The 13,768-nt window shown below is 32.6% G+C and carries 9 protein-coding genes and 1 tRNA gene; 4 read left to right on the forward strand and 6 right to left on the reverse strand.

Going from position 1 to position 13,768, the window contains the following annotated elements; all coding sequences use genetic code 11:
- Positions 1-73 precede the first annotated feature (73 nt).
- Complete coding sequence (gene nusA / locus AB3G34_RS12450) at positions 74-1,327, reverse strand: transcription termination factor NusA (protein WP_367755428.1); 1,254 nt, start codon at positions 1,325-1,327, stop codon at positions 74-76.
- Between the two features lie 13 nt (positions 1,328-1,340).
- Positions 1,341-1,805 (reverse strand): ribosome assembly cofactor RimP, encoded by a 465-nt coding sequence (gene rimP / locus AB3G34_RS12455; RefSeq protein WP_367757989.1) that lies wholly within the window; start codon positions 1,803-1,805, stop codon positions 1,341-1,343.
- A gap of 174 nt (positions 1,806-1,979) precedes the next feature.
- On the opposite strand from rimP, the gene AB3G34_RS12460 reads away from it, so the two are divergent.
- Entirely contained in the window at positions 1,980-2,804 is an 825-nt protein-coding gene (locus AB3G34_RS12460; RefSeq protein ID WP_369752612.1) for a universal stress protein, read from the forward strand.
- 90 nt (positions 2,805-2,894) lie between these two features.
- On the opposite strand, the gene AB3G34_RS12465 is transcribed toward AB3G34_RS12460, so the two are convergent.
- A tRNA-Gln gene (locus AB3G34_RS12465) sits at positions 2,895-2,965 on the reverse strand.
- A 238-nt stretch (positions 2,966-3,203) separates the two neighbouring features.
- Here AB3G34_RS12465 and AB3G34_RS12470 point away from each other — a divergent pair.
- Both AB3G34_RS12470 and AB3G34_RS12475 read left to right on the forward strand, forming a co-directional pair.
- Positions 3,204-6,515, forward strand: coding sequence for a protein O-mannosyl-transferase family (locus tag AB3G34_RS12470; RefSeq protein WP_369752613.1), 3,312 nt, complete (start codon positions 3,204-3,206; stop codon positions 6,513-6,515).
- Positions 6,516-6,595: 80 nt separating this feature from the next.
- Complete coding sequence (locus tag AB3G34_RS12475; RefSeq protein WP_369752614.1) at positions 6,596-7,234, forward strand: polysaccharide deacetylase family protein; 639 nt, start codon at positions 6,596-6,598, stop codon at positions 7,232-7,234.
- Positions 7,235-7,246: 12 nt separating this feature from the next.
- Here the strand turns inward: AB3G34_RS12475 and AB3G34_RS12480 are convergent, their stop codons facing one another.
- The 3 genes from AB3G34_RS12480 to AB3G34_RS12490 form a co-directional block, all read right to left on the reverse strand.
- Complete coding sequence (locus AB3G34_RS12480; RefSeq protein ID WP_367755436.1) at positions 7,247-7,543, reverse strand: thioredoxin family protein; 297 nt, start codon at positions 7,541-7,543, stop codon at positions 7,247-7,249.
- Between the two features lie 73 nt (positions 7,544-7,616).
- Positions 7,617-8,849 (reverse strand): metallophosphoesterase, encoded by a 1,233-nt coding sequence (locus AB3G34_RS12485; protein WP_369752615.1) that lies wholly within the window; start codon positions 8,847-8,849, stop codon positions 7,617-7,619.
- Positions 8,850-9,029: 180 nt separating this feature from the next.
- Positions 9,030-10,475, reverse strand: coding sequence for a hypothetical protein (locus AB3G34_RS12490; protein WP_367772215.1), 1,446 nt, complete (start codon positions 10,473-10,475; stop codon positions 9,030-9,032).
- Positions 10,476-10,861: 386 nt separating this feature from the next.
- Here AB3G34_RS12490 and polA point away from each other — a divergent pair, with 386 nt between their 5' ends.
- Positions 10,862-13,702: a DNA polymerase I gene (gene polA, locus AB3G34_RS12495; protein ID WP_369752616.1), complete on the forward strand. Its 2,841-nt coding sequence runs from the start codon at positions 10,862-10,864 to the stop codon at positions 13,700-13,702.
- The last annotated feature ends 66 nt before the right edge of the window (positions 13,703-13,768 follow it).

A 13,768-nucleotide genomic window follows, 5' to 3' on the forward strand; every position in this document is an offset into this window, starting at 1 on the left:
CTTTACTCCCAACTAGGCACTTATTGACCAAGAAAATTATAAAGTGGCATGTTTATCGTTGAAGATACATTGACTAACTGTCAAATTCTTCTTTCAATATTCTCATTACATCTAGAATCGTTTCCTCTTCTAGGTCAGTTCTTCTTACCAAATCCTCTACATCTTGTTTTAAAATACTTTTTGCAGTATCCAATCCAATTTTTGCAAATTCTTCTATTACCCACTCTTCAATTTCATCCGAAAACTCAGTTAATTCAACATCATCTTCATCAGCAGTTGCTCCAGCTACATCACCTTCACGAATCACATCTAATTCATAACCTGTCAATAAACCTGCTAATCTAATATTGTGTCCACCTCTACCAATTGCTTTAGAAACTTCTTCCAATTTCAAAAACACTTCAGCTCTTTTAGTTTCTTCATTAATTTTAATTGAAGATACTTTGGCTGGACTTAATGCTCTTGTAATATATAATTGTATGTTACTTGTAAAATTAATAACATCTATATTTTCATTTCCTAATTCACGAACAATACCGTGAATACGTGATCCTTTCATCCCAACACAAGCTCCTACAGGATCAATTCTATCATCATAAGAATCAACAGCTACTTTTGCTTTTTCACCAGGAATTCGCACTACATTTTTAACCATTATCAATCCGTCAAACACTTCAGGAATTTCTTGTTCAAATAATTTCTCTAAAAACTTCTCAGAAGTTCTAGACATAATAATTTGAGGTTTGTTTCCTTTCAGCTCAACGCTTTCAATGATACCACGAACATTATCTCCTTTACGGAAAAAATCGGATGGGATTTGTTTTTCTTTTGGCAAAACAATTTCATTCCCTTCGTCATCAACTAAAATAACAACTCTAGGTCTTACATGATGCACTTCGGCAGTATAAATTTCACCAATTAAATCTTTAAATTGCTTGTAAAGATTCGTGTTGTCATGTTCATGAATTTTAGAAATTAAGTTTTGGCGTAAAGCCAAAATTGCTCTTCTTCCTAAGTCAATTAACTTCACTTCTTCAGAAACTTCTTCTCCAATTTCAAAATCTTCTTCTATTTTTCTAGCTTCAGTAAGTGTAATTTCTTCGTTTTCAAAATCTAAATCTTCGTCAGCAACGATCACCCTTCTTCTCCAAATTTCCATATCTCCTTTATCAGGATTTATAATAATATCGAAATTATCGTCTGAACCGTATTTTTTCTTCAATGCATTTCTAAATACATCTTCCAAAATTGCCATAAGCGTTACACGATCAATAAGTTTATCATCTTTAAACTCTGAGAATGAATCGATTAATGCTAAATTTTCCATGCGAATTCTTTAATTAAAATGTTACTGTAACAATTGCTTCTTTTATGTCTACATAAGGTATCTCAAGTCTTTTTTGAACTGTCTCCTTACCTTTTCCAATTTTTTTAGGTTCTCTTGCTTTCCACGACAAAATTACAAAATCATCATTAGCTTCCACCAATTCTGCCTCTATATTTTCTGTTCCCGTTTTAACAATCAACATTCTACCTATGTTTTTCTTGTATTGTCTTATCAATTTTAAAGGTGATCCAACTCCTACTGACGCTACTTCCAGAGAGTAATCTTGCTCTTCTCTATCTAAATTAGCATCGATAAAACGACTCACATCAATACAATCTTGAAGAGCCACACCATTGTCTCCATCTAAGTTCACAATTACTTTAAAAGCATCCGTAATAATTAGATCAATTAAGAAGATAGAGGGCTTATCCACAAGACCTTCCGCTAACAATGTATTTACTTTTTCTTTAAATGTCATATTTTTTATAAAAAGAGGGGACATTTAGTCCCCTCATTATCTAGATTTTAATAAATAACGGTGCAAATATAGTGTTTTTTTTATAAACCAAAATAATTGATTGCTGTTAAAATATTTCTTATCTTTATTGGAGCATTTAAATAAAGGTTTTCTGAATAATTAATTCTATAAATTATGAAACGAATTCTAGTTCCTATCGATTTTTCAGCTCATTCTGAAAACGCTTTAAAAGTAGCTGCTCAAATTGCAAAAAAAAATAATAGCGAAATCCATTTGCTTCACATGTTAGAAATTCCAACTCAAATGAACGATGCTATTACTGGAGCAACAGGCATCCCAGAAGTCATGTTATTTATTAAAAAAGCCAATGAAACGTTACAAAAATTTAAAGAAAAAAACTACCTAAACGGCATACAAGTTACTGAGCAAGTGAAATTTGAAAGAGCTTTCGAAGGCATTCTTTCTTACAGTAAAAAAAACAACCCTGATTTAATCGTCATGGGATCACATGGCGTTTCGGGCATCGAAGAAATTCTAGTTGGATCTAATACTGAAAAAGTAGTTCGCCTTTCAGATACCCCTGTTTTAGTAATTAAAAAAAGCATCCCTGAATTTAAATCTGCTGATTTTGTTTTCGCTTCTGATTTTTCAAAAGAAATAAAAAAACCATTTAAAAAAATGATTGAGTTTACTAATCTTTTTGATGCAAATTTACACTTAGTCATGATTTGCACCCCTAATAGTTTTAAAACTACTGAACTTTCAGAGAAAATAATGAATGACTTTTTAGCTGAATTCGATATTAAAAACTATTCAACGCATATTTACAATGATGTTAACATTGAAAAAGGGATCCTTAATTTTTCAAGAAAAATAGATGCTGACTTAATAGGCTTGTGCACACATGGCAGAACAGGATTATCACATTTCTTTTCAGGAAGCGTATCCGAAGATTTAGTAAACCATGCTATTAAACCCGTAATAACATTTAAAATTTAGCCAAAAAAATCATAACTGACTAAATAAAATCATTTCTCACTCTAAATTTAATCCAAAAAAAAAGCCTCTCAAAAATTGAGAGGCTTTATGTTGGTCTACAAGGACTCGAACCTTGAACGACTGCACCAAAAACAGTTGTGTTACCATTACACCATAGACCATCATTGCTGTTAAGCGAGTGCAAATTTATAATAAAATTTAGTTTGCGCAAACTTTTTTAGAGTTTTTATCAAAAAAATTTACGTCAGAAACCAATAAAATTAAGCAAAACCTTGAAAAATACTAAAAACCAATACGTTACCAAATGTAAATAGTTTCCCAGAAAATTTTGTTAATGCCTACATCCTTAAATAAAAAAACATTTTCTTTGTAACTTAAAATATAACTAAATTTTAATACATGAATAAGGCGACATTCAATTTCAATAAATGGAATACGATAATAGGATGGATTACATTTGGAATCGCACTAATAACATACACGCTTACAGTGGAGCCCACAATGAGTTTCTGGGATTGTGGAGAATATATAGCAACTGCCGCTAAACTCGAGGTAGGTCATCCACCTGGAGCACCCTTATTTCAGATGATTGGCGCATTTTTCGCCATGTTTGCCTCAGACAATCAGCACATCGCATTGATGGTTAACATGACATCCGTATTCTCAAGTGCATTTACGATCTTATTCCTTTTTTGGTCATCATCCATGATTTTAAAAAAATTAGTTTTAAGAGTTACTGACAATACGAATGATAACAATCAAGACTCAACTCTTACTAAAAGCAATGCGATTGTAGTTTTAGGAAGTTCATTTGTTGGCGCTTTAGCTTACACTTATTCAGATAGTTTTTGGTTCAATGCCGTTGAAGCGGAAGTATACGCTATGGCTTCACTGCTTATTTCTTTACTTTTTTGGCTTGGGTTACGCTGGGAACAAGACATGGATTCTCCAAGAGGAAATAAATGGTTACTCATAATTTCGCTTGTAATTGGTCTTTCATTTGGTGTTCACTTCATGGCATTATTGACCATTCCTGCTATAGGTTTTTTATATTATTTCAAACATTACAAAACGGTTACAATCAAAAACTTCCTCATAGCCAATGTTGTTGTAATCTCTATCCTATTGTTCATTTTCAAACTATTACTTCCGTTAACAATGGCTTTCTTTGGTAAAACAGAAATATTCATGGTTAACAGCCTAGGAATGCCTTTTAACTCTGGAAGTATATTTGTTACTCTAGCATTAATAGCTTTCTTTTATTTTGGATTAAATTACACTCGCAAAAAAGAAATGGTTCAATATAACACCTTATTATTGTGTGTTTTATTTATTTTTATTGGATTTTCAACATGGATGATGCTTCCTATTAGAGCAAATGCCAATACCGTTATTAACGAAAATAAACCTTCTGATGCTGCCGAAGTACTGGCTTATTACAACAGAGAACAATATGGTGTAAATCCATTATTCTACGGACCGCAATACACAGAAACATTTGCCGGATTAGACAAAAACAACCCTTACCTTGACAAAGCTCCAAATTACGAGAGAGACTACAAAACAGGCAAGTACGTTATTGTAAATAACTTTAAAAATGCAGAGCAAAATAGCGATGATAATCAAAAAACTATTTTGCCAAGAATGTGGAGCGCTGATCATATTTCAAATTATATGAACTTCACCAATCCTCCTGAGTTCAAAATAAATCCAGCTTATCCTTATGAAAATGATTTAGCGCAATACGGAATTGACGCTAGTAAATTATCTGAAGAAGATTACAATAAAGCAATCGCTCAGTTGAAAAATGAAGTAGCAAAAACAGTTACGGAATTTAGACACGCCTACGCACAAAAGCAAATTGACAATGACGGATACGTTAAGTTTCTAAAAAGTTACGGCGATTATCTAATAATTGAAAAACCAACAACAATTGACAACTTAAGTTTTATGGTCGAATACCAATTTGGCTATATGTACTGGAGATATCTAATGTGGAATTTTGTTGGACGTCAAAGTGATGTACAAGGAAGATATGACAATCAAGATGGTAACTGGATAAGTGGAATCAATTTTATAGATAATTTACATGTTGGCTCTCAAGATAATTTACCTTCGGATGTTTTAAACAACAAAGGACGTAACGTATATTACTTTCTTCCATTCATTCTTGGACTTATAGGTTTAATGTATCATGCCAATAAAGATTTAAAAAGTTTTTATGTCTTGCTAGCCCTATTCCTTTTCACGGGTTTAGCATTGAAAATCTACTTAAACGAAAGACCCTTTGAACCTCGTGAGCGAGATTATGCCCTCGTAGGTTCCTTTTATGTCTTTGCCATATGGATTGGTTTTGGAGTATATGCTCTTTACGAAAGTTTGCAAAAATACTTAGCTCCAAAAATAGCTGGACCAGTTATTATTGCTGCTTCTTTATTGGCCGCTCCCGTACTTATGGCTTCTCAAAACTGGGATGATCATGATCGCTCTGGCAAATATACTGCAACTGCAATGGCAAAAGCGTACCTTAACTCTTGCGACCCTAACGCCATATTATTCACTATAGGAGACAACGACACCTTCCCACTTTGGTATGCCCAAGAAATAGAAAAAGTAAGAACCGACGTAAAAATTGTGAATACAAGCCTTTTCATGACCGATTGGTATATCGATCAAATGAAAACAAAAACTTACGAATCAAATCCATTGCCTATTTCATTTACACATGACCAATATGTAGGAGACAAACTGGATTATGTAGTTCATATTCCAAAAACAGAAAGCAGATGGGAAATAAAGGATTTTATAAATTTTATAAAAAATCCAAAATCAACAGTTGATATGCAAAATGGACAAAGAATCCATTTTTACCCAACTAATAAAATCAGAATTCCTGTAGACAAAAATAGCATCATAAAAAACAAAGTGGTTGCTACAAAATACAATGACTCTATTGTTCCCTACATTGATTTAGACATCAAAGGAAATGCATTGTATAAAAACAGATTAATGATGTTGGACATTGTAGCCAATAACAACTGGAAAAGACCTATTTTCTTCAGCCCAGGAGCTTTTGATGATGAAGATTATTTATGGATGAAAAACTACCTTCAATTGGACGGAATGGTTTATAAACTAGTCCCAATAAAAACCGCTATTCCTAAAGATGGAAGCCCACTAGATATGGGGCAAATTGATTCTGATAAGATGTATACCAATATTATGAAATGGGATTGGGGAAATAGTGATAGCGATAAAATCTATCATGACCCAGAAACCAGAAGAGAAAGCATAACCTATAGAACAAATCTTGCTCGACTAATGGACCAATTAATTGTGGAAGGAAAAATGGACAAAGCCAAAAAAGTAATTGATTTGGCAATGAAAAAAATGCCATTAGAAAAATTTGGCTATTATTCCCTTCTAGAGCCTTTTACAAGAGGATATTATCAAGTTGGAGAAAAAGCAAAAGCACAAGAACTTTTAGGGAAGCTAATTACAAAATACAGAGAAAACTTAAATTATTATTCAAAACTAGCTCCATCAGAACAAACAAGTATCGCTATTGACATCATTACAGATATTGAGCGCTACAGAGGACTGCTACAAGTAATGATTGAAAGTGGCGACAGTGCGTTTTACAACCAAAACAAAGTTGTATTCAATACCTACATTACGATGTTTGAACGTTTTGGACGTAAAAAAGAATAACTTTAAATCATTTTTAATCTAAAAAATGCAGCAAAATCTTCTGACTTTGCTGCATTTTTTTTAATTTTATAAAAAAACAAATGAGCTTTTATTGGATAAAAACACACTCAATAATAAAGAAATTATTTTCAAAATACATTTGGGATTTACCCAATACTGAAAATAAAATATATCTTACTTTTGATGACGGTCCCACACCAGAAATTACCAAATGGGTGCTAGCAGAATTGAAAAAACATTCCGTCAAAGCTACTTTTTTTTGTATTGGGAAGAACATCGAAACAAATCCAGCCATTTTTAATCAAATAATAAATGAAGGTCACGCAATAGGGAATCACACTTTCGACCACTTAAAAGGATGGAAAACAACTACAGAAACATATATACATAACGTTTCCCTTTGTGCAGATTCAATTTCTAACTTTAAAAAGGGAAAAATAACTTTATTTCGTCCTCCTTATGGCAAAATAAAATCCAATCAAGCTAAAATATTAAAAGCCCAGGGATATAAAATTATTATGTGGGATGTACTTAGTGCTGATTTCGACCAAGCAATAACTAAGGAAAAATGTTTAGAAAATGTGATCTCCAATATGAGATCAGGAAGTATAATAGTCTTTCACGATAGCATAAAGGCATTTGATAACCTCAAATATACATTGCCTAAAGTTTTAGATTATATAGCTGAAAATAAATTATCCTGCGAAGTTTTAGAATAATAGAAAGTAAAACTAAAGTTGTTCCTGAACAATACTAATGATAGTATTCGCATCCAATTCACCAGATTGTCTCCAGATCATTTGTCCCTCTTTATAAATCATTAAGGTAGGAAGCCCTTTAATTCTTAAAGCATCTGCTAATTCTTGATTTTTATCCACATCAATCTTGATGACTTTTGCTTTGTCACCAAGAGCTGCTGCAACATCTCTAATAACTGGATGCATCGAAACGGATGATTCATTCCAATCTGTGTAAAAATCGATTAACACAGGTACTTGTGCGCTTATAAGTTCTCCAAATTTTGACATAAAACCAAAAATTTAATTTTTAAATCTATTAAAAAAAATAGATATAATTTACAAATGTAGCATTTTTAACGAATTATGCCACATTCTTGCCTTTTTTTAGTTCAATGACTGTGATTTCGGGCATAATTCCCACTCTTCCAGGGTAAGCATGAAACCCAAACCCTCTATTCACATAGACATATCTACCTAAATTTTCGTATAAACCTGCCCATTGTGCATAAACATATTGTGCCAAACTCCATTTAAAATAACCTGGGATTTCTATTCCAAATTGCATTCCATGTGTATGTCCTGACAATGTAAGATGAAAGTTTTTTACATGATTTTTAATTTCATAATCCCAATGACTCGGATCATGACTCATTAAAATCTTAAAATCATCTTGAGCAACATCCTGAGAAGCTTTGTTTATATCACCTGCTTTTTTAAAATTATGTCCCCAATTCTCAACCCCGATTAGAGCAATTTTATCATTTCCCTTTTCAATATAAGTATGCTCATTCAACATTAGTGTGAAACCAATTTTTCCGTACAAATCTTTTATAGCTTGAAAATTATCTGCTTTATCTTTCTCTGAAGGCCAAGTCACATATTCTCCATAATCATGATTCCCTAGCACCGAATATTTGCCATATTCATGCTTTTTAATTCGGTTGAAGGTCTCTAACCACGGATGCATTTCTTTAGCATCAGTATTCACAATATCTCCTGTAAAAAGAATCATATCTGAATTTTGCTCATTAACTAAATCAATTGCATAATTAATTTTCTCAGGATTATCAAAGCTTCCGCTGTGAACATCTGATATTTGAGTAATAGTAAAACCATCAAAAGCATCTGGTAAGTCCGGAAAGAAAATACGTTGCTTTATTACTTTATAATTATACTTCCCTATTGTAATACCATAAATCAATGACATAAATGGAATTGCCGCCAATCCTAACCCTATCTGGCTAACAAATTTTCTTCTTGAACCCAAAAAAGTATCGTTATTGTTTTCTAAAAAATAGTTCACAGAACCAGCACCAATTCGAAAAACATCTTCACCAAGAAGCAAGAATGTAACTATTAATTTCGGAACATATACTATTAGGAGCAACCCCATAGTAAACATTGTCTGTTTTGTTTGCCCAACCGAACTATCAAACTTGGTAAAAGAATAGAGGATAAACAACAAGACTAAAACACTTATTATTTGATATGAAATTAAAATCCATTTTAACTTAACTAATGTTCTAAATGCTTGGAATGCATAAATCTCTATAATAAGAAGAATCAAACCTAGTAACAGTATACGAAAAACCATTATTATATATTTTTTGACAAAATAACAAATTAAGAAAAGACTATGTGCTTATATTAATCAATATTTAACAAAAAGAGACCATTTTTTTTTCAACCTGTCATGTATTTAGAAACAAAAAAGTCAGCAAAAAAACTTGCTGACTTAAAATTATATTAATTTTCATTTCCTTCACAGTTGCTTTTAATTAACCGACAAATTTAAAGAAACTGTTAGCATACTCCCACTTCCAGAATATCTTTCAGCAAAAACTTCAATAAAATCATTTGGACTCAATTCAAGTGTAGTTCCAATAGGAATTGCCAGAATATCGTTTGTTGTTGTTGAATTGACATACACTTTAGATTGATTAACAACAGTACCATTTTTTGCAATATATACAATATAGGTAGTTGTATTCGCTGAGGATTGAAATGAAAGCGAACCGTTTACTCTAAAGTACCGTTTTTTACTGCCTAAATATTTCAACCTATTATTAGTTACATCAGTTGAAAATCGAAATAAATTATTGGATGTAGTCGTTCCTAATAATTTGGTTTTAGTACTTCCCGAAAAAGAAGTTGATGCTCCTGAACCAACTGGATAATCAAAATTAACATCTCCAGTTGAAGCCATATCACTTTCAACAGGAATTCCAGGACAGTTTACCGCCCATTTATTATCAAAATTAAATCCAGAATAACTACCAACCGTATATCCATTTATGTACTTACCAGAAGTAACTACTCCCGTAAAAACTACTTCTCTTAAAACAGCATCGTTTGTAATCATTGGATTAGAGACAACACTCAATCCAACACTACTACCTACAACTTCAGTAAACCCTCCTATTTTTGCCACTAGTCCAAAAGTCCCTTGTAATGTTTCATAAGTACCACTATTATTTCCAAACCAACCAGCATTGTTAATCAGTAATTTATTAATGTCCTTATAAACAATCCCAGTTGTATTTCCTGCAAATTGAATAATACTAACAAAAACCAAAGAAAAATTTTCAATTTTACCAACATTAGAGGAGCTTGCAATAATAGCATCTCTTACAATTAAATTTTGAGTTTGGGTTCCTGCCCCTATTGATCCTGTACCTGTAATATTAAAAACATTACCAGAAGAAGCAACTAATGTCAAAACCCTTATTGACCCTCCTGTTATTCCTGTAAATAAATCTCCTGAAGACTTCACTAATTTATCATCGCTAGAATCCAGCCCCACTACATAGGCATTATTTAACTCAATTGGTAAATCAACAACAACAGTCCCATTAATCTCATATAGAGTTTGAGAGTCTAATAGATACTTTGTACCTCCACCTGCAATTTTTTCAGCAGCTAAAACAATTGCTAAAACATCTGTAGATTTAATTCGCTTGAATTTTGACCTTCCATCACTAGCTGAAGCACCAATACTTACCCAAGAAATAGTAGAACTATCATAATAATTAAACGCTTTAAGCGTGGTATCATAAACCATTAAACCATTAGCTGGACTAGTTATCGCCATTTTTTGCATGGTAGTCATACGAGGAGTTAATAATCCTTGCGTTGTAGAAGACACATCAAGGACAGCACTTGCGTCAGGCGTAGTAGTCCCTATCCCTACTTGTGAAAAAACACTCAAATTTGATATCATGAAAAATAAAAAAAGATAAGCTGAAAAGTTTTTGAAAAATGTAATTTTATGCATGATATTCGAATTAAGAATTAAACAATCTACCTAAGTATTTAGTTGTACTTATTTTTAAATATACAAATAAAACCGATTAAAAGCTAATTAATCCGATAAAGAGTTGCTATTTTTAACTAAAACCCCTTAAATAAAATATTTTATAAGCTATGTATTACAATTTTTAAAAGCCAAATTAAATTTAAAACTCTTTTTTTTACAAAAAAACAAGCTCCTAAATAAATAAAATTCTTTCAAATTAAATAATCGAAACGACAATTATAAATAACAAATTCTAGCACTTCAATATCTTTTAAGTTTTGTACTTTTGAAATCTTTATAAAATTTCAATCATGTCACAACAAAAACGTCTTTTCCTTCTCGATGCATACGCCTTAATATTTAGAGGTTATTATGCTTTTATAAAAAACCCTAGAATAAATTCTAAAGGAATGGATACATCAGCAATTATGGGGTTCATGAATTCCTTGATGGATGTAATAAAAAGAGAAAAACCAGATCATTTGGCCGTGGCCTTTGACAATGGTGGAAGTCAATTACGAAATGAGATTTATCCAGAATACAAAGCACATCGTGACGCCACTCCCGAAGCTATTAAAATAGCCGTGCCTTATATCCAAGATCTATTGCGCGCCATGCACATTCCAATAATTGAAGTAAAAGGCTTTGAAGCCGATGACTTAATTGGAACCATAGCAAAACAAGCTGAAAAAGAAAACTACAAAGTTTTCATGGTTACTCCAGATAAGGATTTTGCTCAATTGGTTTCTGAAAACATTTTCATGTACAAGCCCGCTCGAATGGGGAACGGAATAGAAATTTGGGGAATTCCTGAAGTTCTTGCAAAATTTGAAATAGAAAGACCAGATCAAGTAATCGACTTCCTAGGGATGATGGGTGACGCAGCTGACAATATTCCTGGACTACCAGGGGTAGGCGAAGTAACAGCCAAAAAATTCTTGAAAGAGTACGGAACAATGGAAAACCTTTTAGCAAACACTGATAAGCTAAAAGGAAAAATGAAAGAGAATATTGAAGCCAATAAAGAAAAAGGACTTTTATCTAAAACTTTAGCCACCATATTACTCGATTGCCCTGTCGTATTTAACGAAACTGATTACGAACTATCAACTCCTGATGTCGAAAAAACAGATGCATTATTCAATGAATTAGAATTTCGCCGAATGGCAGAACAATTTGACGCCATATTCAAAAAAGGAGACACAATAGCTACAAGCAATCCAGCTGACGAAGCCAAGTTATACAAAAAACCGCAACCAAAAAACGAAGACCAATTTGACCTTTTTGGAAGCACAATAGCTAATGAAACCTCAGAAGAAACACATCACCAATATTATAACACTTTAGAAAATACAGAACATTCCTATCAAATTATTCAAGGTGATTTAGGATGTAAATTACTATTACAAAATTTACTAAAACAGACTTCCGTATGTTTTGACACTGAAACTACTGGCTTAGATGCATTACATGCAGAACTAGTTGGTGTTTCATTTTCATATGAAAAAGGAAAAGGTTTTTATGTTCCTTTTTCAGAAAATCAAGAAGAAGCAAAAATTTTGATTGAGAAATTCATTCCTTTTTTCGAAAATGAATCTATAGAAAAAATTGGTCAAAATTTAAAATACGACCTAAAGATTCTATCCAACTATGGCGTTTCAGTGGAAGGAAAATTATTTGATACGATGATTGCTCACTATTTGATCAATCCTGATATGCGTCATAATATGGACATCTTGGCCGAAACCTATTTGAAGTACTCTCCAAAATCGATTGAGACATTAATTGGAAAAAAAGGAAAAAACCAAAAATCGATGCGTGATGTTGATTTAGAAGAAATCAAAGAGTACGCCGCTGAAGATGCGGATGTGACTTTTCAATTGAAAGAACAATTTGCTGTTGAATTAGAAAAAACCGAGACAAAAAAACTTTTTGAAGAGATTGAAATTCCTTTGGTAAAAGTACTAGCCGATATGGAAAAAGAAGGGATTCGTTTAGATACCGATTTCTTAAAATCATTATCACATGATCTAGATAATGATATTAAAAAACTAGAAGCTACTATTTACGAAATTGCCGGAGAACATTTTAATTTAGCTTCACCAAAACAACTTGGAGATATCTTATTTGACAAATTAAAAATAGGCGGAGCCAAGCAAAAAAAGACAAAAACAGGTCAATATGCTACAGGTGAAGAAGTATTGAGCTACTTGGCCAACGAAAATCAAATCGTAAAAGATATACTTGATTGGAGACAATTAATTAAACTAAAAAACACTTATGTCGATGCCTTGCCAAATCAAGTTGACCCAATTACATTGCGTGTTCATACTGATTATATGCAAACGGTAGCAGCCACAGGCCGATTGAGCTCTAATAATCCCAATTTACAAAACATTCCTATTCGTACAGAACGAGGAAGACAAATACGAAAAGCATTTGTAGCCAGAGATGAAAATTACACTTTAGTATCTGCGGATTATTCTCAAATTGAACTTCGTGTTATTGCTGCTTTGAGCGGCGAAGAGAATATGATCAAAGCGTTTCAAAATAATGAAGATATTCATAAATCTACTGCTTCTAAAGTTTTTGATGTCCCGTTAGAAGAAGTAACAAGAGAACAACGTAGCCATGCTAAGACGGTCAATTTTGGAATTATATATGGGGTTTCAGCATTTGGATTAAGCAATCAAACTTCACTTTCCCGTTCTGAAAGCGCTGCTTTAATTGAAGCGTATTACAAAACATATCCAAGACTCAAATCATATATTCACGAGCAAATTGAATTTGCACGTGAAAACGGATACGTACAAACCGTTCTAGGAAGGCGTCGCTATTTAAAAGACATCAACTCGCAGAATGCAATAGTTCGTGGTGGCGCAGAACGTAATGCAGTAAACGCACCAATTCAAGGAAGCGCTGCCGACATTATCAAAATTGCCATGATTAATATCCATGAAAAATTAAAAACAGAAAACTGGAAAAGTAAAATGCTCCTTCAAGTTCATGATGAACTTGTGTTTGATGTACATAACTCGGAATTAGAAAAAATCCAACCGATGATCAAACACGAAATGGAGAACGCTTTCAAACTTGATGTTCCATTAATTGTAGATCTTGGAATGGGTAAAGATTGGCTGGAAGCACATTAATTTCAATTAAAAAAAGCACAAAAAAACCACTCTTATATAAATAGGAGTGGTTTTTTTTAATATTAA

The sequence above is a fragment of the Flavobacterium sp. WC2409 genome, from assembly GCF_041200085.1.
In the GTDB taxonomy this organism is placed as follows: Bacteria; Bacteroidota; Bacteroidia; order Flavobacteriales; family Flavobacteriaceae; genus Flavobacterium.

Excerpts from the sequence above, each read along its gene's own strand:
- nusA (WP_367755428.1), bottom strand. The coding sequence starts at position 1,327 with ATGGAAAATTTAGCATTAATCGATTCATTCTCAGAGTTTAAAGATGAT.
- rimP (WP_367757989.1), bottom strand. The coding sequence starts at position 1,805 with ATGACATTTAAAGAAAAAGTAAATACATTGTTAGCGGAAGGTCTTGTG.
- AB3G34_RS12460 (WP_369752612.1), top strand. The coding sequence starts at position 1,980 with ATGAAACGAATTCTAGTTCCTATCGATTTTTCAGCTCATTCTGAAAAC.
- AB3G34_RS12470 (WP_369752613.1), top strand. The coding sequence starts at position 3,204 with ATGAATAAGGCGACATTCAATTTCAATAAATGGAATACGATAATAGGA.
- AB3G34_RS12475 (WP_369752614.1), top strand. The coding sequence starts at position 6,596 with ATGAGCTTTTATTGGATAAAAACACACTCAATAATAAAGAAATTATTT.
- AB3G34_RS12480 (WP_367755436.1), bottom strand. The coding sequence starts at position 7,543 with ATGTCAAAATTTGGAGAACTTATAAGCGCACAAGTACCTGTGTTAATC.
- AB3G34_RS12485 (WP_369752615.1), bottom strand. The coding sequence starts at position 8,849 with ATGGTTTTTCGTATACTGTTACTAGGTTTGATTCTTCTTATTATAGAG.
- AB3G34_RS12490 (WP_367772215.1), bottom strand. The coding sequence starts at position 10,475 with ATGATATCAAATTTGAGTGTTTTTTCACAAGTAGGGATAGGGACTACT.
- polA (WP_369752616.1), top strand. The coding sequence starts at position 10,862 with ATGTCACAACAAAAACGTCTTTTCCTTCTCGATGCATACGCCTTAATA.